The organism is Bradyrhizobium sp. B117, from assembly GCF_038969555.1.
GTDB lineage: Bacteria > Pseudomonadota > Alphaproteobacteria > Rhizobiales > Xanthobacteraceae > Bradyrhizobium.
The window spans coordinates 6,158,489-6,176,755 of the sequence record NZ_CP152414.1 but is presented as its reverse complement, the minus strand read 5'-3'; the positions used below and the strand labels follow the sequence as shown (position 1 = coordinate 6,176,755).

Sequence of the window (18,267 nt, the reverse complement as noted above, 5' to 3'; positions counted from 1 at the left end):
TGGGAGCCGCGGCGGTTCCGCCGCGGCCCTGTTGTCGGTTCAGGCCGCCGGCGGGCCGTTGATGATCTGGAGCTGGGTGAATTCGGCGAGGCCTTCCTCGGCGAATTCGGTGCCGATGCCCGACTGCTTGGCGCCGCCGAACGGGATGTGCGGGGCCATGTCGAGATGCTTGTTGATCCAGACCGTGCCGGACTCGAGCTGGGTCGCGACCTCGTGCGCGCGCTTGATGTCGGACGACCAGACCGAGGCGCCGAGGCCGTAGGTGGTGGCATTGGCGCGGCGGATCACGTCGTCCTTGTCGGAATATTTGATCAGCGGCAGCACCGGGCCGAACTGCTCCTCGTCGACCAGCTTCGAGCCTTCCTGGATGTCGCGCACGATGGTCGGCTCGATGAAATAGCCCGGGCGGTCCATCGCAGCGCCCCCGGCCACCACCTTGCCGTTCCTGTGCGCGTCCTCGAGGAACGCCTTCACCTTCTCGTACTGCATCTTGTTCTGAAGAGGACCGAGTTTTGTTCCTTGCTTGGAGCCATCGTCCACGACGGTATTCTTCGCGATGGCGACCAGCTCGTCGCAAAGCTCGTCATAGACGGATTCGTGCACATACAGCCGCTTGATGGCAAGGCAGACTTGCCCGGAATTCTGGAACGCGCCTTCGAAAATGCCGGGCGCGACCTTCTTCGGGTCGACGTCGTCGAGCACGATGCCGGCATCGTTGCCGCCGAGCTCGAGCGTGATGCGCTTGAGCGTCTGCGCCGCGCTCGCCATCACCTTCTGTCCCGTGGCCGTGGAGCCGGTGAAGGAGATCTTGCGGATATCGGGGTGCTTGGTCATCTCGCCGCCGAGATCGTTGGCGTCGGTGATGAAGTTGAGCACGCCCTTCGGCACGACGTCCTTGATCAGCTCGGCGAAGCGCAGCGTCGCCAGCGGCGTGGTCGGCGCCGGCTTGACCACCAGCGTGTTGCCGGCGAGCAGCGCGGAAGGGAGCTTGAAGGCGAGGATCAGGAGCGGATAGTTCCAGGGGATGATGGCGCCGACGACGCCGAGCGGACGGCGATAGGCCTCGACCTTGCGGTCGCCGGAATTCTCGATCACCTTCATCGGCAGTTCGAGCGAGCCGAGATAGCGGAAGAAGGCGGCCATGCCGAGCACTTCGCCGGTGGCATCCGCCAGCGGCTTGCCCTGCTCGGAGGTGAGCAGGCGCGCGAGCTCGGCGGAATTGGCCTCGATCACATCGGCCATCTTGATCACGACCTTGCGGCGGTCTTCCATCGGCGTTGCGGCCCAGGCGGGGTAGGCGGCCTTCGCGGCGGCCACGGCCGCATCTAACTGGGACTTGGAGGCGCGCGGGCACTGCGCCAGCACCTCTTCGGTCGCGGGATTGAGAACCGGCATGGTCATGTCGCCGGGCACCATCTTGCCGTCGATGAGAAGATTGAAGTCACTCATTGGCTTTGCGCTCCCTTGCAGAAACGGGCCGTTCGGGGCCTCGTTATATCGAACTATATATCACGCATCCGTCTGACCGGCCATGGCGGCGGGCTCGATCAATTCCAGAAAAAGCGGGCTGGACGCGGGTGGACTTATCGATATATCGTAACGGATATAGCGAGGTGTGCTTTCGGGACTGACGATGGAAATCAAGGTGAGGCAGCTCACGACCTGCGCGGTGGCGGCCGACGGCGGCGCGATCTCGCTGGGCTTCGAGGATGTGGCGGGCAATTCGGCCGCCGTCAGCGTCTCGCTCAACCAGGTCGGCGCCCTCATCATGACACTGCCCGGACTGCTCGAGACGGCGCTCAAGGCCCGCTACGGCGACCAGAGCCTGCGCTACGCCTATCCGCTGGCGTCCTGGGCGCTCGAACAGTCGACCGACACGACCCAGCGCATCATCACGCTCCAGACCGAGGACGGTTTCAAGGTCCGCTTCTCGATCCCGAAGGCGGAGCAAAGCCTGCTTGGCGAAGCGCTGACCCAGCCGATGCCGGAGATGTCGGTGCGGCCGAACTAGGGCTTAATCGACCTTCGAGCGCTCGATTTCACTCAAATAAGCGGCCCACTCAAATTCAAAGGGCCCGAGGTCGAGCTGAGAAGCAGCATCAGATCCATTTTCATACGCGAAAGCGGACCACTGCACGCCGCGTGCGGTTCGCGAAACATGAGCAGTAATGGCGCCACAAGCGAAGCCGCCGCATTCTGGGCAGACAAACAGAGCCACACGGTGACCGCCGGCAGGGACATCTGAAGTCAACATAGCCGAGGTCCTCTTGTTGACCCGCCGAGCTATCTCTCGTTCGAACTGCGGGTTCGAGAGAGAGCCACACATATCGAATTCGACGGCCCGGGTGGCCTCGAAGAGAGAGAGACCGTTGACGACGAAATCAAATGAGTGCCGCTCCAGCTTCTGCGGATCTGTGCGGCCGATCCGACGAAGGGCTATAATTTTTATCTGATCCGTCAACTCGGCCCATCCGTTCACGATTTGCGGGAACGGGCGATGTCGCTCTTGAGCGCTTCCAGGTCCTTGTGGACCGCGCGTGCAGCGTCGCGCTCGATCTTCCGGTAGCGTGCGACAAGCTTTTCGCCGAACGGCGTGAGCATGGCGCCGCCGCCGTTCTTGCCGCCGGCCTGCGGCTCGACCGCGGGATGTCGGCAGATACGATTGATCTCGTCGACGAGGTCCCAGGCGCGCTTGTAGGACATGTCCATGGCCCGGCCAGCCGCCGAGATCGAACCCTGCTCGCGGATCTGCTCCAGCAGCTCGATCTTGCCGGGCCCGATCCGATCCTCGCTGTCGAGGTCGATGCGGAGGCTGAGTTGGGGAAGCGATTTGGCGCTCACGCGCGACATGACGGGGTCTCTGATGATTGCAGCGCAGATTGCCACTCTTGCTCGCCGCGGACAAGGCGAGCGCGGCAGGCCACATCACCGCACGGCATGCATCTCCAGAAACGCCTTCACGCCGGTGACAGTGCCCGTATCCGACGGCACGTAGCCGGGCAGGGTGGCGACGGCGGCGCGAAAATCGGCGCTGCGGATGATTTCGAGAATGCGCTGCATCGGCGCGGTATCGAGGAAGGCGCGCTTGCAGACGAAGAAATAATCCTCGGTGAGGATGCGGATGAAATCGAGGCCGAAGTGGCGCGCGGCGGCTTCGACGCCGAAGCTCGCATCCGCCATGCCGCTCGCGACATAGGCGGCGACCGCGGCGTGGGTGAACTCGATCTGCTGCGCGCCGTTGATGCGGCTCTCGTCGATGCCGTTCGCTGCGAGCAGCTGGTCGAACAACAGGCGCGTGCCGGAATCATGGTCGCGATTGACGAAGCGGACATTTGGCTTGGTCAGGTCATGAAGCGAAGCGATCCGCAACGGATTGCCGCGCGCGACCATCAGGCCCATCTCGCGCGTGACGAAACTGATGATGCGGTCCTCGCGCGGATCGAGCCATTCGCGTGCCGCCTTGATGCCCTGGGCGCGCAGCGCGCCGTGTGGCAGGTGCAGGCCGGAGAGATCGCACGCGCCCTGTGCCAGCGAGACCAGCGAATGCTGGTTGCTGACATAGCGCAGATCGACGCCGATGCCGGGCTCGCGGTCGAGGAATTCGCGCAGCTTGGCCACCGCAAAGCCGTGGCTGGCATGCACGCGGATCACGGAGGGGCGCTGCTCGAGGAACGGCTTGATCTCGCTTGCGAGCTCCTGCGCGAGGTTCTCGAGCTGAGGGCCGAGCCGCGCCTGCATGCGCTCGCCGGCCCACACCAGCCGCTCGCCGAATGGCGTGAGTTTCGAGCCCTTGCCGCGCTGGGTCTCGACCAGCGGCGTGCCGAAGAACTCCGACCATTGCTCGATCAGATTCCAGACATGTCGGTAGGAGAGGTGCGCATCGCTGGCGGCGCTGGTGATCTTCCCAGTCTTCCGGATCTCGTTGAGCACGCCGAGCATGACGACGGCGGTGCGCGGGCTGCCCTCGCGGCGAAACCGCCACACGGCCTCGATCTCGATCTGAAGCATCTGATATCCTTATGAACTGCGCTTCATATGTAGTGCGTCCATTTGCAGAAGATATCATATTTACTGCAGTCAATAGGAGCCTAGTCTGGCATACCAGATCAGGAGGAAATATGATGTCTGTTGCATATGACTTTGCGCATTCGCCGGCCATCGAGTTCATGGCCCGGCCGCAGCATCTGCTCATCGACGGCCGCCGCGTCCCCGCGAGCTCCGGCCGTACCTTCAAATCCCTCAATCCCGCCACCGGGCAGGTCATCGCCACCATCGCCGAGGGCGGCGAGGCCGATGTCGAGCATGCGGTCGCGGCCGCGCGCCGGGCGTTCGAGGGCCCGTGGCGCACGATGCGGGCGTCCGAGCGCGGCCAAATCCTGCTGCGCTGGGCCGACCTGCTCAAGCGCAACGCCGAAGAGATCATCGAGCTCGAGTCGATCGACGCCGGCAAGCCGATCTCCGCGACGATGCGCCAGGACTTTCCGGCTGCCGTCGACACGCTGACCTATTACGCCGGCTGGGCCGACAAGATCAGCGGCGACGTCGTGCCGGTGCGCGACGATGCCCTGACCTACACCATGCGCGAGCCGGTCGGCGTGGTCGCGGCGATCGTGCCGTGGAATTTCCCGCTGATGATCGGCATGTGGAAGCTCGCCCCGGCGCTGGCCTGCGGTTGCACGATCGTGATGAAGCCGGCCGAGCTGACTTCGCTGTCGGCGCTGCGCATCGCCGAGCTCGCGCTCGAAGCGGGTCTTCCGGCGGGCGTCTTCAATGTCGTGACCGGGCCGGGCCGCATCGTCGGCGACGCGCTGGTCAATCACCCTGATGTCGACAAGGTCACCTTCACCGGCTCGCCCGGCGTGGGCCGCGGAATCATGAAAGGCGCGGCGAGCAACTTCAAGCGCGTCTCGCTCGAGCTCGGCGGCAAGTCGGCCAATGTCATCTTCGACGATGCCGATCTCGAAGCGGCCAGCAAGGCGGCAGCCTCCGGCATTTTCTTCAATGCCGGTCAGGTGTGCTCGGCCGGCTCCCGCGTGCTGGTGCAGGAGAAGGCCTATGACGAGGTCGTCGAGCGCCTCGCGGCGCGCGCGAAGTCGATCAAGATCGGCGATCCGCTCGACCGCAAGACGGCGCTCGGTCCTGTCATCTCCGAGAAGCAGATGAAGTCGATCCTCGACTATGTCGACATCGGCCGGAAGGAAGGCGCAAGTCTCGTCACCGGCGGCGAGAAGGTCGGCGAGCGCGGCTATTTCATCAGCCCGACCGTGTTCGCCGATGTCGCGCACGAGATGCGGATCTCGCAGGAGGAGATCTTTGGCCCCGTCGTCAGCGTCATCAAGTTCGCCGACGAGGCCGATGCTTTGCGGATCGCCAACGGCACGGCCTATAGCCTCGCCGCCGGCGTCTGGAGCCGCGACATCGGCAGGCTCCAGCGTTTCGCCAAGCGGGCGCGGGCCGGCACGGTCTGGATGAACACCTATGGTTATACCGACGTGCGCCTGCCCTGGGGCGGCGAGCGCGACTCCGGCCTCGGCCGCGAGCACGGCACCGCCGCGCTCGACAATTTCACCGAGCCGAAGGCTGTCTGGATGAATCTGGCCGTCTGATCACCTCCCGATCGGCAAATCCTGAGCCCGCCTGATCCGGTCAGGCGGGCTCTTTTTTCGAGATCGATAAGATTGTCCGTATTCGGCTCAGCGGCCGCAAACCCTCCCGACAAGAAGCGCGGCGCCTTAAACCAGAGGTTTGGAACCGGCCTGCATCCTGCCCGCAAAGGGCAGGGCATCAGCATGACTATTCTCAAGGAGACCGTCGTGGCGGTTGCGGGAGTCTACGCGCTCCTGTTCGCCTGCGACGCATTGTTCGGCGTCGGCGAGACGCGTTTCGACGACGACTATTACAGCGCCAGCTTCTACGCGCCGAAGCCGAAGGAGTTTCGGTTCGCAAGCGACACGCCGCCGGCGGTGCGCGTGAGCGAAGCGTTCGCGCAGTTTGCGCCGAGCGAAGCCAAGCCGACCAGGCGTTACTCGGCGCTGACGACGATCATCCGCTGACGCCTCACTCGCCCTGGATCCATTCGGCCACCCCGCGCCACAGCGTGTCGCGGTGGTCAGGGCGGAAGAAGCCGAAATGGCCGATGGCCTTGGCGCCGACGTCTGACGGTTTTACGGTCAACACTTCCGGCTTGATCGCGGTGAATCCGCTGGTGAGCAGCTCGACCGCGGACCGCGTCGCCCAGGGGTCGTCGGAGAAGCACAGCGCGCGCAGCTCGCCCTTGAATTTCGCAAAATTCTCCAGCGCCGGCAGCTTTGAATCGAAGAGATAGCGCGGGCTCGAGACCCACTCGGCCCATTGCAGGAAGACGCCCTTGGGCAGGTCCTCGCCGATGCCCACCCAGCCCGGCGCATAACCGAGCGCATGCGCCAGCGGCACGCCGACGAAATTCATGAAGGCGAACACGCGGTATTTCTCCGGCGAGGTCATCAGCCGCCACGTCGCGGCCTGCGAGGCCACGAGGGCGGCGCGGGAGATCTCGCTGTTGTTCGCGAGCAGCCCCAGTGCCTGGCCGCCGAAGGAGTGGCCGACATAGGCGAGCGGCAGGGTGTGATAGCGCTCGCGCATCCAGCGCACCGCGGCGGTGACGTCGAGCGCGGCCCAGTCCGACATCGAGGCCTTGAAGCCGACCAGCGATTTCGGCTGGTTGTAGCCGACCATCGCCGGCAGGCGGGAGCCGCCGATGCCGCGGTAGTCGTAAGTGAGCACCGCGCAGCCGCGATGGGCGAGATAGGAGGCAAGGCCGCGATAGATCTTGCGCGGCACGGCGGTGGCCGAATTGATCAGGACGGCATGGCGCTTGGCGCCGCGCGGCAGAAACAGGGTGCCGGCCAGCCCATACCCGTCGGCCGCCGGGAAGCTGATCTCGTCGATGAAAACATCGTCCAGTGCCGCATCCATGGGCGGAAGGTGTCTTGCCGGTTTCCTCTGCAATCCCTAGCAAATGCGAATTCGGCTTTGGCCGCAAGGGTTTGCAATGCGAAACGGATTTACAACTGGCGATGTTGTGCCAGCCTGTGTATAAGGCGGCCCTCGCAACCCATAGATCAGGTTGCACTTTTTTGCTTCACGGAGAGATTGCGATGTCCGAGCGGTGGACGCCCGAGTCCTGGCGCAGCAAGCCGGTGCTACAGGTGCCCGATTATCCCGACGCCAAGGCCCTGGCCGACGTCGAGGCGCAGCTTGCGACCTTTCCGCCGCTGGTGTTCGCCGGCGAGGCGCGCAATCTGAAGAAGGCCTTGGGCCGCGTGGCGGCCGGCGAGGCCTTCCTGCTCCAGGGCGGCGACTGCGCCGAGAGCTTTGCCGAGCACGGCGCCAACAACATCCGCGACTTCTTCCGCGTGCTCCTGCAGATGGCGGTCGTGCTGACCTATGCCGGCGCCGTCCCCGTGGTGAAGGTCGGCCGCATCGCCGGCCAGTTCGCAAAGCCCCGCTCGTCGCCGACCGAGAAGCTGAACGGCATCGAGCTGCCGAGCTATCGCGGCGACATCGTCAACGACATCGCCTTCACCAAGGAAGCGCGCGTTCCGGATCCGCAGCGCCAGCTGATGGCCTATCGCCAGTCGGCCGCGACGCTGAACCTGCTGCGCGCCTTCGCGACCGGCGGCTACGCCAATCTCGGCAGCGTGCATGAATGGATGCTCGGCTTCCTGAAGGACTCGCCGCAGTCACGTCGCTACAAGGAATTGGCCGACCGCATCTCGGATGCGCTCAACTTCATGCGCGCCTGCGGCCTCGATCTCGAAAGCCACCCCGAGCTGCGGGCCACCGATTTCTACACCAGCCACGAGGCGCTTCTGCTCGGCTACGAGCAGGCCATGACCCGGGTCGATTCCACCACCGGCGACTGGTACGCGACCTCGGGCCACATGATCTGGATCGGCGACCGCACCCGCCAGCTCGACCACGGCCATGTCGAATATTTCCGCGGCATCAAGAACCCGATCGGCCTGAAATGCGGCCCCTCGCTCAAGCCCGACGAGCTGTTGAAGCTGATCGACGTGCTCAACCCCGACAACGAGCCGGGCCGGCTGACGCTGATCGGCCGCTTCGGCTCCGACAAGATCGGCGAGCACCTGCCGAACCAGATCCGCGCCGTCCAGCGCGAGGGCAGGGTGGTGGTCTGGTCGTGCGATCCCATGCACGGCAACACCATCACCTCCACCACCGGCTACAAGACGCGGCCGTTCGACCGCATCCTGTCCGAGGTGAAGTCGTTCTTCGCGATCCACGCCGCCGAAGGCACCCATGCCGGCGGCGTGCATCTGGAGATGACCGGCAAGGACGTCACCGAATGCCTCGGCGGCGCCCGCGCGATCACGGACGAGGATCTCAACGACCGCTATCACACGGTCTGCGATCCCCGCCTCAATGCCGAGCAATCCATCGACATGGCTTTCCTGGTCGCCGAGCTGCTCAAGCAGGAACGCGCCGGCAAGGTCAAGCCGATGCCGGCCGCAGCGGGGCTCTAAGAGCTTGCTGCGGATCTGGAAGGCCACGATCAATTCGCGCAACGGTCTGGCCTTTGCGTTCCGCTCGGAGCAGGCCGTCCGCGAGGAGATCTTTGCGCTCCTGTTGTCGCTGCCGCTGGCCTGGCTCGTCGCCGCGACCGCGATGCGCGCGGTCGAGCTGGTCTGCTCGGTCGCGTTCGTGCTGGTGGTTGAGCTGCTCAACACCGCGATCGAGAAGCTCGCCGACCGCCTCACCATGGATCACGACAAGCAGATCGGGCGGGTCAAGGACATGGGCTCGGCCGCGGTCGGCGTCGCGCTGCTGATGGCCGGCGCGTTCTGGATCATTGCCATCGTCGAGCGATTGGGGTTCCTCTAGCGAGGAGAATATCCATTGCGCATAGGCGCCCGAGGTCCCTTCACCTCTCCCCAACGGGGAGAGGTCGGTTTGCGTCTCGCGATGCGGAGCATCGTCGAGCGCAAAGCGGGTGAGGGGGCTTGGCTCCCAAGAGAGACCGTAACCCCTCACCCGGATCGCATCCCCGATGCGCTCCGACCTCTCCCTTCGGGAGAGGTGACGGAGAGCGCGCCATGACCGAACGTCTCAACGCATTCGCGGTCACGCTCGCCCAGCTCAATCCGGCCATGGGCGATATCGAGGGCAACGCCGCCAAGGCACGGGCCGCGCGCGCGCAGGCAGCCGCGGACGGTGCCGATCTCGTGCTGTTTCCGGAATTGTTCATCGCCGGCTATCCGCCGGAAGATCTGGTGCAGAAGCCCGCCTTCCAGGCCGCCTGCCGCGCCGCGATCGAAGCGCTGGCGCGCGAGACCGCTGATGGCGGTCCGGCGATGCTGGTCGGCACGCCCTGGGTCGAGGACGACAGGCTTCATAATGCCTGCGCGCTGCTCGACGGCGGCCGCATCGCCGCGCTTCGCTTCAAATGCAATCTGCCGAATTACGGCGTGTTCGATGAGAAGCGGCTGTTTTCGCGCGGGCCTGCCGCAGGCCCCGTGACCGTGCGCGGCGTGCGCATCGGCGTGCCGATCTGCGAGGACATCTGGCTGGAGGAATCCGAGGATTACGAGAACGTGGTCGAGACGTTGGCCGAGACCGGCGCCGAGATCATCCTGGTGCCGAACGGCTCGCCTTACGCCCGCGACAAGAGCGACGTGCGCCTGTCGGTCGCGGTGGCGCGGGTGACCGAAAGCGGCCTGCCGCTGGTCTATCTCAACCAGGTTGGCGGCCAGGACGAACTGGTGTTCGACGGCGCGTCCTTCGCGCTCAACGGCGATCTCTCGCTCGCCGCGCAACTGCCGGCGTTCGACGAGAGCATCACCACGCTGCGCTTCACGCGTAACGGCGAAGACTGGCGCTGCACCGGTCTGATCGCGGAGCAGGTCGAGGGTGATAAGGCCGACTACGCCGCCTGCGTGCTTGGCCTGCGCGACTATGTCACCAAGAATGGCTTTCCCGGCGTGCTGCTCGGGATCTCCGGCGGCATCGATTCTGCGCTTTGCGCGGCGATCGCTGTCGACGCCCTCGGCGCCGATCAGGTGCATGGCGTGATGCTGCCTTATCGCTACACGGCCGCACATTCGATTGCCGACGCCGGCGAGCTCGCCGGCCATCTCGGCATCCGCTACGAGGTGCTTCCGATCGCGGAAGCGGTGACCGGGTTCGAGACCATCCTGTCCGGCATCTTCAAGAACCTGCCGCCGGATATCACTGAGGAGAACCTCCAGGCCCGCGCCCGCGGTACCCTTCTGATGGCGATCTCCAACAAGACCGGGCTGATGGTCGTGACGACAGGCAACAAGTCGGAAATGTCGGTCGGCTACGCCACGCTCTATGGCGACATGAACGGCGGCTTCAATCCGATCAAGGACATCTACAAGACGCAGGTGTTTCGCCTGGCGAGCTTGCGCAACGGCTGGAAGCCTGAGGGCGCGCTCGGGCCGGCGGGCGAGGTGATCCCGCCTGATATCATCACGCGTCCGCCGACCGCAGAGCTGCGCGAGAACCAGACCGACCAGGATTCATTGCCGCCTTACGACGCGCTCGATGCGATCCTGGAGCGCCTCATCGAGCGCGAGGAGCCGCTCGAGGCGATCATCGCCGCCGGCTTCGACCGCGATACGGTCACCCGCATCGACCATCTCCTCAACGTCGCCGAATACAAGCGCCGCCAGGCCGCGCCCGGCGTGAAGGTGACGGCGAGGAATTTCGGCCGCGATCGCCGCTATCCCATCACCAACCGCTTTCGCGACAAGGGCGAGAAGCTGCCCGCGCCGGACGAGACGCTGGTGTCGCGCGGCAGCCGGGCGTCGATCGACGCGTTCGAGGGGTAGCACGAGAGGCGGGCGGTCTTTCCACGTACTCAAGTGTCATCATCCGCGAAGGTGGATGATCCAGTACTCCGCGGCGGACGTTGTAGAAACTGACTCCTGCCGCAGAGTACTGGATGCCCCGCCTTCGCGGGGCATGACAGTGGAGCGAGGTGCCAGCTCGCTTGCTGCTATGACGGGGTTGCGAAGAACAGCACCCGAAGCAAATGGGTGTATTCGGATTCGAGGACCATGATGGTCACGAACACCAGCACCGCGATCGGTGGCAGCAGGATGGCATAGGCGAGGGCCAGCCGCTCCCAGGCCATGTGCATGAAGACGGCGACGATCAGGCCGGCCTTCAACACCATGAACAGCAGGATCAGCGACCACCTGAGGTAGCCCTGCAGGCCAAAGTAGTCGACGAGGTAGGAGCACGTGCTGAGGACGAACAGCCAGCCCCAGACCACGAGGTAGAGCTTGATCGGGTGCTGTTGACCCTTGGCGTGAACGGCTGCCGTTGCGACTGCGCCGTGCGCCGGAGCGTGGAGCTGGCCTTCCATGTGTACCGCCGCGTTTGTCATGCGCCGACCTCACCAAAGATAGAACAATGCAAAGATGAACACCCACACGAGATCGACGAAGTGCCAGTACAGGCCCATGATCTCGACGATTTCGTAATAGCCCTTGCGGCTCGTGAAGAAGCCGCGCCTCTCGACGTCAAAGTCGCCGCGCAAGACCTTCCGCGCGATCGCGATCAGGAAGATCACGCCGATCGTCACGTGGGTGCCGTGGAAGCCGGTGATCATGAAGAAGCTTGCACCAAACTGCGGTGCACCCCATGGATTGCCCCAGGGCCGGACGCCCTCCACGATCAGCTTGGTCCATTCGAAGGCCTGCATTCCGACGAAGGTTGCGCCGAAGGCCGCCGTGACCAGCATCAAGGCCGCGGTTCTGACGCGATCGCGGCGGTAGCCGAAATTGACGGCCATCGCCATCGTGCCGCTGCTGCTGATCAGGATAAAAGTCATGATGGCGATCAGGATCAGCGGAATCTGCTTGCCGGCGAAGTTGAGGGCGAAGACTTCGCTCGGGTTGGGCCACGGCACGGTCGTCGACATGCGCGCCGTCATGTAGGAGAGCAGGAAGCAACTGAAGATGAAGGTGTCGCTGAGGAGGAAGATCCACATCATGGCCTTGCCCCAGGACACGTTCTTGAAGGCGCGCTGATCGGACGCCCAGTCGGCGGCGATGCCGCGCCAGCCTTCAAGCCGCGCAGGCGATTGGCCCGAATGTGTCAGTACGGTCTCGGCCATCTGGTCTCGCCTCCCTAGCTCAGCAATTGGCGACAGATGTTGACGAAATCGTCGGTCCAGCCCGTGAGAAGCCCGAGCAGGACAAGCCAGACCAGCAGCAGGAAATGCCAGTAGATGGTGCACAGTTCCACGCTCAATCGCATCTCGGCGATCTCGGCACCACGCCACACCTTGGCCGAGGTTCGCCCGAGGGCCACCAGGCCACCCGTCAGATGCAACCCGTGCACCGCGGTCAACAGGTAGAAGAAGGAATTCGCCGGATTGGACGCCACGAAGTATCCGGCAGCCCCGAGCCGTTGCCAAGCCAGGAGCTGTCCGGCGAGGAAGATCACGGCGGATGCTCCGCCGGCGAGCAGACCGATCTTGACGTTCTCGATATCGTGTCGCCCGGCAGCCACGTACGACCATTGCAGCGCGATACTGCTCAGGACCAGGACGCCCGTGTTGACCCACAGCAGCCGCGGTACCGGCAGCGGCCGCCAGTCCACCACGCTCATGCGCATCGAGTAGGCGCTGATGAAGAGGACGAATAATGCGCTGGCGACGGCGAGAAACACGCCAAGTCCGACCTTCGCTGCCGGCCAGGACATGCTATCGCCGCCGGGGAAGTCACCGACCGAGCCTTCCTCCAGCCAGGGCTTGGCCGTGAGCCGCTGCTGCGACAGCCACCATCCGGCGATCATCGCAAGCACAGTCAGGAACAGGATGATGGCGCTCACGAAGCTGCTCCCTGAACGAGCTGCGTCGCGCGTGGCGGCTGGTTCTGCGGAATGAAGTCCTCCGCGGCGCCGGGCACACTGTAGTCATAGGCCCAGCGGTACACGACCGGGAGCTCCTTGCCCCAGTTGCCGTGTCCGGGGGGCGTCTCCGGCGTCTGCCACTCCAGCGTCGTCGCCCGCCACGGATTGCCGCCTGAGGCCTCACCTTTGAACAGGCTCCAGGCAAGATTGAACAGGAACACCATCTGGCTGAAGCCGACGGTCAAGGCCACCACGGAGATGAAGGCATTCAGTGAATGGGCCGAGGACGGGATGAACGCCGTGTCGCCGAGTTCGAAATACCGGCGCGGAACTCCGAGCAGCCCAAGATAGTGCATGGGGAAGAAGATCAGGTAGGCGCCGAGGAAGGTGACCCAGAAGTGAAACTTGCCCAGGACGTCGTTCAGCATCCGCCCCGTGACCTTGGGGTACCAATGATAGATCGCGCCGAGCACGACCATGATTGGCGCCACGCCCATCACCATGTGGAAATGCGCGACCACGAACATGGTATCCGAGAGGGGCACGTCCACGACGACGTTGCCGAGGAAGAGGCCGGTGAGGCCGCCATTCACGAAGGTGATGATGAAGCCGAGGGCGAACAGCATCGGCACCCTGAGATGAATGTCGCCGCGCCACAAGGTCAGCACCCAGTTGTAGACCTTGATCGCGGTGGGGATGGCGATGATGAGCGTCGTGGTGGCGAAGAAGTACCCGAATTGCGGGAACATGCCGCTCACATACATGTGGTGCGCCCATACGATGAAGCTGAGCGCGCCGATGGCCACGATCGCCCAGACCATCATGCGGTAACCAAAGATGTTCTTGCGCGCATGCGTGCTGATCAGATCGGAGACGATGCCGAAGGCGGGCAGGGCGACGATGTAGACCTCGGGGTGGCCGAAGAACCAGAACAGGTGCTGGAAGAGCAGCGGGCTGCCGCCGCCATATTTCGACAGCTGTCCCATCTCGACGAGGGAGGGCATGAAGAAGCTGGTTCCCAGGAGACGGTCGAGCAGCAGCATGACCGAGGCAACGAAGAGCGCAGGGAATGCCAGGAGCGCCATCACAGTCGCCGTGAAAATTCCCCACACCGTCAGGGGCAGGCGCATCAGCGTCATGCCGCGGGTGCGCGCCTGGAGCACCGTGACCACGTAATTCAGCCCGCCCATGGTGAAGCCGATGATGAACAGGATCAGGGACGACATCATGAGAATGATGCCCCAATCCTGCCCGGGCGTTCCGGAGAGGATCGCTTGCGGCGGGTATAGCGTCCAGCCGGCGCCGGTGGGGCCGCCGGGCACGAAGAATGTCGAGGCCAGCACCAGGACTGCGAGCAGGTAGACCCAGTAGCTCAGCATGTTCACATAAGGGAAGACCATGTCCCGGGCGCCGACCATCAGCGGGATCAGGTAGTTGCCGAAGCCGCCCAGGAACAATGCGGTGAGCAGATAGATCACCATGATCATGCCGTGCATGGTGATGAACTGCAGGTACTGGTTGGCGTCGATGAAAGAGAAGGTGCCGGGGAAGCCCAGTTGCAGTCGCATCAGCCACGACAGCACCAGGGCCACCAGCCCGATGGCCGTGGCCGTCAGCGAATACTGAATGGCGATCACCTTGGCGTCCTGCGAGAAGACATACCGTGTCCACCAGCTCCTTGGATGATAGAGCTCGACATCGGGTACTTCGGCAGGCGGGATGCCTGCGATCCCTTCATATGGAATATCGACCATAGAAACCTCCTCGGTCGTTTCCATCGGGGGTGAGGCGCTGGCCTCGTGCACCCGATCCATCTTTGCAGCGGCAGCTTGCTACTTGCCGCCGGATTGGTACGTCGCCTTCACGACAGCTTTTGCCGGCGACAATTCGGCAAACGTCTTTTGTTGCTCCAGCCAAGCGTGATATTCGCGCTCTTCGTCGACGATGACCTTGGCCCGCATCTGATAATGGGCAGCGCCACAAAGCTCCGCACACAGAACATCGAACGTTCCGGTTCGGATCGGCGTTATCCAGAAAAAGGTCACCATGCCAGGAACCATGTCCATCTTGGCGCGGAATTCGGGCACGTAGAAATCGTGCAGGACATCAACCGAGCGGAGGAGAACCTTGACCGGCTTTCCCATTTGAAGGTGCAGGTCGCCGTTCTCGATCACGACGTCGTCCTGCGCGTGTGGGTCGTCCCGATTGAGGCCCATCGGATTGTCGGCAGCGATGTTGCGGACATCGGATGTGCCCAACCGCCCATCCTTGCCCGGAAGGCGGAAGCTCCACTGCCATTGCTGGCCCATGACCTCGACCTCGGTGGCATCCGCAGGCACCGTCACGAACTGGTGCCAGACCACGAGGCCAGGCGCCAGCATGGCCGCGACTCCGACGCCGGTCCCGACGCTCAGCCACCATTCGAGCCTTTTGTTTTCCGGATTGTAGTCGGCCCGTCTTCCCTCTTTGTGGTGAAAGCGAAAGATGCAATAGGCCATGAAGGCGATGACCGCGACGAAAACGAAGCCGGTGATCCAGAACGTGATGTTGATGGTTTGGTCGATATAGGCCCAGTTCGTGGCGATCGGCGTCCACCACCACGGGCTGTAGAGGTGAAACAGCACCGAGCCGATCGCGACCAGAAGCAGTATCAGTGCGACAGCCATCCTGATCCATCCTTGCCATCGAAGGCTACGGATACGAATCCAGGGCGGAGCTCATGTCTGTCGCGATGGCTGGCCTTTCTTAGCTGGCATCTATGCCATCGCCGGCCTGTTGCCTCGCCCATTCCTCTGGTCGCGAAATCAAGAGAACGCTCGCGACCATCAATTTCATCGGAACTAAGGCGTCTGGCTCTAAGATGGTCCCAGCCTAATCCGGCGTCAATAGAGCATGTAAGAGTGCTGACGTAGCGTGGGCGTTGCCGCCGCCCGGCGCGTGGATCATAGGTGGCAGCGTCTCAGACGACGCAACGCACAAATCGGTGCAGATGCATATTCACCGAACCGTGAGTGCAGCCGTGCTCCGTGCGGGCTAAGCTTGCGAAGTAGGTCGCGACGGGTTCCGTCCGGCCAGGCTCGTTTCCGTTGAACCTGGGTTGCCGTACTCGGCCCATCGCGTCTCTCGCTCGTCAGGCGGACACGCGTGGTTGAAAAGCGCGTGTGATCGAAACCGCGATTTTCAGCACGGGAGGGTCCGTTCATGGCCACTCTGTACTCCCACGACATCATCAGGCGGCACGTCTTCGGCGAAGCGGCCTCCTATCCCATTCGCAAGATCAGCTTGTCTGACCTGACCGAGGCCTTACGCCTGGGTTGGGAGGACTTCCAGGCGATGCCGAGCCACGCAATCGTCGTGTGCGTGATTTATCCCGTTCTCGGTCTCGTCCTGTTCAGGATGGTTCTCGGCTATTCGGTGCTGCCGCTCCTGTTTCCGCTGGCTGCCGGCTTTGCCTTGATCGGCCCCTTTGCCGCGATCGGTCTCTACGAACTCAGCCGGCGTCGCGAGCGCGGCGAGGAGGTCGATGCATGGGATGCGATCAAGGTGCTGCGCGCACCGTCGTTCGGCGCAATGGTCGAACTCGGCGTGCTCCTGCTGGTCCTGTTCGGGGCCTGGATCGGTGTCGCGAACGCAATCTATGTCACGATCTTCGGTCACGCGGCGGCCGCAAGCATTCCCGACTTCGCAACGCGCGTGCTGACGACGCCGGAAGGCTGGTCGCTCATCATCGTCGGTTGCGGTGTCGGCTTCCTGTTTGCGGTTGTGGCCTTGTGCGTCAGCGTCGTGTCGTTTCCGTTGATGCTCGACCGGCATGCGACTGCGATCGACGCGATCCGCACGTCGCTGCGAGCGGTGGCGGCGAATCCGGTTGCGATGGCCGGATGGGGCCTCATCGTCGCGGCACTGCTCGTGATCGGCTCGCTGCCGTTCTTCGTCGGTCTCGCTGTCGTCCTGCCGGTGCTCGGTCACGCCACCTGGCACCTCTATCGGCGGGTGGTCGAGCCGAATCCAAATCCACCGGATGAGCCGCCGCCGCCCCCGAAGGGAAAGCGCTACGCAGCGGACTTTCCGGCCAATCTCTTCCCGTGGAGTCGCGAGGGTGAGCAGTAATCGCGAAGCGGCCGCGCCTGGTGACCGCCTTCGCAGGGCATGACGGATTAGGACCTACTTCTGCTGCTGCGGCAGGAAGGTCGGGCCGACCGAGCGGATCGGCTTGTTCTCTGAGGACGTCGACGCCGCGCCGGTGTCCGCCGGCGGCGTTGCCGCAGGTGCAGTGGCCGTCGTCGGCGCGGGCGCTGCGCCCTTCTTGCCATTGGCAGGCTGCGGCGCGCCCTTGCTGAGCCGCTGCTGCTGCATCTTCTTGGCGCTCTCCTCGGTGACGATGATGTCACCCTGCTGCTCGGCGGCGGCCTTGTCGTCGGCCGATTTCAGCGCGTCGGCCCAGGTCTGGCCCGCGGCCTTGCAGGAGCAGGACGGGTTGAACTCGCTGCGGAATTTGAACGCGGTCGGCAGCGCCGTGTAGGGCTGGCCGGCGGTGGAGACCGCCGAGTTCATGTCCTCGCCGGGATTGCGATGGGTGTAGAGCACGGCTTCCGCGGCCGGGCACAGCGCCTTGCAGGTCTTCTCGTCGTCGGGAAAGCGCGCCGGCACGGTCGCAAACGAGATCGGGAAATAAGCGCCGTCGCAGGTGCGCACGCACACGGTGCGATAGGTGCCTGACTGCGGGCCGAGATCGGCCGGCGGCACGCCTTGCGGATTGTTGGGGTTGTTGCCGCCGCCGAATAGATTGCTCAGGAAGTTGCCGCCGCCTTGCGACTGCGCGGCGTTGGCATATTGCGGGCCGCAATTGTTCTGCGCCAGCGCCGCCAGCACCGAGCGGCGTTGATTGTCGCGCTCCGGGCTGAAGCCGCCGGGGCCGCCGCCGCGCAGGCGTTCGAGACTGCTGGTGATCTGGTCCAGATTGGCGCGCATCTGCTGGATCTGGGTGTTGACCGGGCCGCATTGCGCTGACTGGCCGTTGAACATCGAGAAGAAGCCGGAGGAATCGCAGCCCATGCGCTTGGCCTGCATGGTGACGCGGTCGAGCTCGGCCTGCTGGCGGCTCTGGGACTCCTGATAGCGGCGGATCTGGTCTTCGCGCGCGGGGTCGCCACCGCCGCCGCCCCGATCGAGTGCGGCGAGCTGGCCTTCCAGCCGCGAGCACATCGGGTTCGGCCCGAGCCCGTTCTGGCCAGGCTGCGGCGGCGGTCCGGGCGGGCCGGCCTGCGCGAGAGCGCCGTTGGCAAGCACGACGGCGCCGAGGAGCACGGTGCAGGCAAGGAGGGAGCGGGCACGGAAGAGAGAGAGAAATTCAGGCATATCCGCCATTCTAGCGAGGTCACG

At 64.2% G+C, this 18,267-nt stretch carries 18 protein-coding genes; 7 read left to right on the top strand and 11 right to left on the bottom strand.

Features of this window, described 5'->3' with window-relative positions; translation table 11 throughout:
• Positions 1 to 39: 39 nt before the first annotated feature.
• Positions 40 to 1,449 carry an aldehyde dehydrogenase family protein gene (locus tag AAFG16_RS30225; protein ID WP_342731139.1) on the bottom strand — a complete coding sequence of 470 codons (1,410 nt, stop codon included), beginning with the start codon at positions 1,447 to 1,449 and terminating at the stop codon, positions 40 to 42.
• A gap of 184 nt (positions 1,450 to 1,633) precedes the next feature.
• Here AAFG16_RS30225 and AAFG16_RS30220 point away from each other — a divergent pair, with 184 nt between their 5' ends.
• Positions 1,634 to 2,011 (top strand): hypothetical protein, encoded by a 378-nt coding sequence (locus AAFG16_RS30220; RefSeq protein ID WP_342731137.1) that lies wholly within the window; start codon positions 1,634 to 1,636, stop codon positions 2,009 to 2,011.
• 3 nt (positions 2,012 to 2,014) lie between these two features.
• Here the strand turns inward: AAFG16_RS30220 and AAFG16_RS30215 are convergent, their stop codons facing one another.
• The 3 genes from AAFG16_RS30215 to AAFG16_RS30205 all read right to left on the bottom strand — a co-directional run bounded on the left by AAFG16_RS30215 (position 2,015) and on the right by AAFG16_RS30205 (position 4,008).
• A complete protein-coding gene (locus AAFG16_RS30215) occupies positions 2,015 to 2,461 on the bottom strand; it encodes a hypothetical protein (RefSeq protein ID WP_342731135.1) in 447 nt (148 codons plus the stop codon).
• Between the two features lie 14 nt (positions 2,462 to 2,475).
• The gene (locus AAFG16_RS30210) at positions 2,476 to 2,850 is read right to left on the bottom strand and encodes a winged helix-turn-helix domain-containing protein (protein ID WP_342731133.1); all 375 of its coding nucleotides are present in this window, start codon (positions 2,848 to 2,850) and stop codon (positions 2,476 to 2,478) included.
• Positions 2,851 to 2,925: 75 nt separating this feature from the next.
• Positions 2,926 to 4,008, bottom strand: coding sequence for a substrate-binding domain-containing protein (locus AAFG16_RS30205; protein ID WP_342731131.1), 1,083 nt, complete (start codon positions 4,006 to 4,008; stop codon positions 2,926 to 2,928).
• 113 nt (positions 4,009 to 4,121) lie between these two features.
• On the opposite strand from AAFG16_RS30205, the gene AAFG16_RS30200 reads away from it, so the two are divergent.
• On the top strand, positions 4,122 to 5,606 hold the full coding sequence (locus tag AAFG16_RS30200; protein ID WP_342731129.1) for an aldehyde dehydrogenase family protein: 1,485 nt from the start codon (positions 4,122 to 4,124) through the stop codon (positions 5,604 to 5,606).
• A gap of 183 nt (positions 5,607 to 5,789) precedes the next feature.
• Positions 5,790 to 6,053 carry a hypothetical protein gene (locus tag AAFG16_RS30195; RefSeq protein ID WP_283080135.1) on the top strand — a complete coding sequence of 88 codons (264 nt, stop codon included), beginning with the start codon at positions 5,790 to 5,792 and terminating at the stop codon, positions 6,051 to 6,053.
• Positions 6,054 to 6,057: 4 nt separating this feature from the next.
• Here AAFG16_RS30195 and AAFG16_RS30190 read toward each other — a convergent pair whose 3' ends face one another.
• Positions 6,058 to 6,954 (bottom strand): alpha/beta fold hydrolase, encoded by an 897-nt coding sequence (locus AAFG16_RS30190; protein WP_342731127.1) that lies wholly within the window; start codon positions 6,952 to 6,954, stop codon positions 6,058 to 6,060.
• A 182-nt stretch (positions 6,955 to 7,136) separates the two neighbouring features.
• Between AAFG16_RS30190 and AAFG16_RS30185 the strand changes: the two genes are divergently transcribed.
• From AAFG16_RS30185 to AAFG16_RS30175, 3 genes are all read left to right on the top strand, one after another.
• On the top strand, positions 7,137 to 8,525 hold the full coding sequence (locus tag AAFG16_RS30185) for a 3-deoxy-7-phosphoheptulonate synthase class II (RefSeq protein WP_342731125.1): 1,389 nt from the start codon (positions 7,137 to 7,139) through the stop codon (positions 8,523 to 8,525).
• Between the two features lie 4 nt (positions 8,526 to 8,529).
• The gene (locus AAFG16_RS30180; RefSeq protein WP_027557254.1) at positions 8,530 to 8,883 is read left to right on the top strand and encodes a diacylglycerol kinase; all 354 of its coding nucleotides are present in this window, start codon (positions 8,530 to 8,532) and stop codon (positions 8,881 to 8,883) included.
• 212 nt (positions 8,884 to 9,095) lie between these two features.
• The gene (locus tag AAFG16_RS30175; protein ID WP_342731123.1) at positions 9,096 to 10,853 is read left to right on the top strand and encodes an NAD+ synthase; all 1,758 of its coding nucleotides are present in this window, start codon (positions 9,096 to 9,098) and stop codon (positions 10,851 to 10,853) included.
• A gap of 167 nt (positions 10,854 to 11,020) precedes the next feature.
• On the opposite strand, the gene AAFG16_RS30170 is transcribed toward AAFG16_RS30175, so the two are convergent.
• The 5 genes from AAFG16_RS30170 to AAFG16_RS30150 all read right to left on the bottom strand — a co-directional run bounded on the left by AAFG16_RS30170 (position 11,021) and on the right by AAFG16_RS30150 (position 15,551).
• A complete protein-coding gene (locus AAFG16_RS30170) occupies positions 11,021 to 11,413 on the bottom strand; it encodes a cytochrome C oxidase subunit IV family protein (protein WP_235547117.1) in 393 nt (130 codons plus the stop codon).
• 9 nt (positions 11,414 to 11,422) lie between these two features.
• Complete coding sequence (locus tag AAFG16_RS30165) at positions 11,423 to 12,145, bottom strand: heme-copper oxidase subunit III family protein (protein ID WP_342731120.1); 723 nt, start codon at positions 12,143 to 12,145, stop codon at positions 11,423 to 11,425.
• 14 nt (positions 12,146 to 12,159) lie between these two features.
• Positions 12,160 to 12,864 (bottom strand): cytochrome c oxidase subunit 3, encoded by a 705-nt coding sequence (locus AAFG16_RS30160; RefSeq protein ID WP_342731118.1) that lies wholly within the window; start codon positions 12,862 to 12,864, stop codon positions 12,160 to 12,162.
• Positions 12,861 to 14,639: a cbb3-type cytochrome c oxidase subunit I gene (locus AAFG16_RS30155; protein ID WP_027557259.1), complete on the bottom strand. Its 1,779-nt coding sequence runs from the start codon at positions 14,637 to 14,639 to the stop codon at positions 12,861 to 12,863. Before AAFG16_RS30155 ends, AAFG16_RS30160 begins: the two co-directional genes overlap by 4 nt.
• 78 nt (positions 14,640 to 14,717) lie before the next feature.
• Entirely contained in the window at positions 14,718 to 15,551 is an 834-nt protein-coding gene (locus AAFG16_RS30150) for a cytochrome c oxidase subunit II (protein ID WP_342731115.1), read from the bottom strand.
• A 535-nt stretch (positions 15,552 to 16,086) separates the two neighbouring features.
• Between AAFG16_RS30150 and AAFG16_RS30145 the strand changes: the two genes are divergently transcribed.
• Positions 16,087 to 16,995 (top strand): DUF2189 domain-containing protein, encoded by a 909-nt coding sequence (locus tag AAFG16_RS30145; protein WP_283080127.1) that lies wholly within the window; start codon positions 16,087 to 16,089, stop codon positions 16,993 to 16,995.
• Between the two features lie 54 nt (positions 16,996 to 17,049).
• On the opposite strand, the gene AAFG16_RS30140 is transcribed toward AAFG16_RS30145, so the two are convergent.
• Positions 17,050 to 18,252, bottom strand: a complete 1,203-nt coding sequence (locus tag AAFG16_RS30140; RefSeq protein ID WP_342731112.1) for a DUF2865 domain-containing protein — start codon at positions 18,250 to 18,252, stop codon at positions 17,050 to 17,052.
• Between the last annotated feature and the right edge of the window lie 15 nt (positions 18,253 to 18,267).

Excerpts from the sequence above, each read along its gene's own strand:
- AAFG16_RS30150 (WP_342731115.1), bottom strand. The coding sequence starts at position 15,551 with ATGGCTGTCGCACTGATACTGCTTCTGGTCGCGATCGGCTCGGTGCTG.
- AAFG16_RS30220 (WP_342731137.1), top strand. The coding sequence starts at position 1,634 with ATGGAAATCAAGGTGAGGCAGCTCACGACCTGCGCGGTGGCGGCCGAC.
- AAFG16_RS30190 (WP_342731127.1), bottom strand. The coding sequence starts at position 6,954 with ATGGATGCGGCACTGGACGATGTTTTCATCGACGAGATCAGCTTCCCG.
- AAFG16_RS30165 (WP_342731120.1), bottom strand. The coding sequence starts at position 12,145 with ATGGCCGAGACCGTACTGACACATTCGGGCCAATCGCCTGCGCGGCTT.
- AAFG16_RS30210 (WP_342731133.1), bottom strand. The coding sequence starts at position 2,850 with ATGTCGCGCGTGAGCGCCAAATCGCTTCCCCAACTCAGCCTCCGCATC.
- AAFG16_RS30225 (WP_342731139.1), bottom strand. The coding sequence starts at position 1,449 with ATGAGTGACTTCAATCTTCTCATCGACGGCAAGATGGTGCCCGGCGAC.
- AAFG16_RS30155 (WP_027557259.1), bottom strand. The coding sequence starts at position 14,639 with ATGGTCGATATTCCATATGAAGGGATCGCAGGCATCCCGCCTGCCGAA.
- AAFG16_RS30145 (WP_283080127.1), top strand. The coding sequence starts at position 16,087 with ATGGCCACTCTGTACTCCCACGACATCATCAGGCGGCACGTCTTCGGC.
- AAFG16_RS30185 (WP_342731125.1), top strand. The coding sequence starts at position 7,137 with ATGTCCGAGCGGTGGACGCCCGAGTCCTGGCGCAGCAAGCCGGTGCTA.
- AAFG16_RS30140 (WP_342731112.1), bottom strand. The coding sequence starts at position 18,252 with ATGGCGGATATGCCTGAATTTCTCTCTCTCTTCCGTGCCCGCTCCCTC.
- AAFG16_RS30200 (WP_342731129.1), top strand. The coding sequence starts at position 4,122 with ATGTCTGTTGCATATGACTTTGCGCATTCGCCGGCCATCGAGTTCATG.
- AAFG16_RS30195 (WP_283080135.1), top strand. The coding sequence starts at position 5,790 with ATGACTATTCTCAAGGAGACCGTCGTGGCGGTTGCGGGAGTCTACGCG.
- AAFG16_RS30175 (WP_342731123.1), top strand. The coding sequence starts at position 9,096 with ATGACCGAACGTCTCAACGCATTCGCGGTCACGCTCGCCCAGCTCAAT.
- AAFG16_RS30205 (WP_342731131.1), bottom strand. The coding sequence starts at position 4,008 with ATGCTTCAGATCGAGATCGAGGCCGTGTGGCGGTTTCGCCGCGAGGGC.
- AAFG16_RS30170 (WP_235547117.1), bottom strand. The coding sequence starts at position 11,413 with ATGACAAACGCGGCGGTACACATGGAAGGCCAGCTCCACGCTCCGGCG.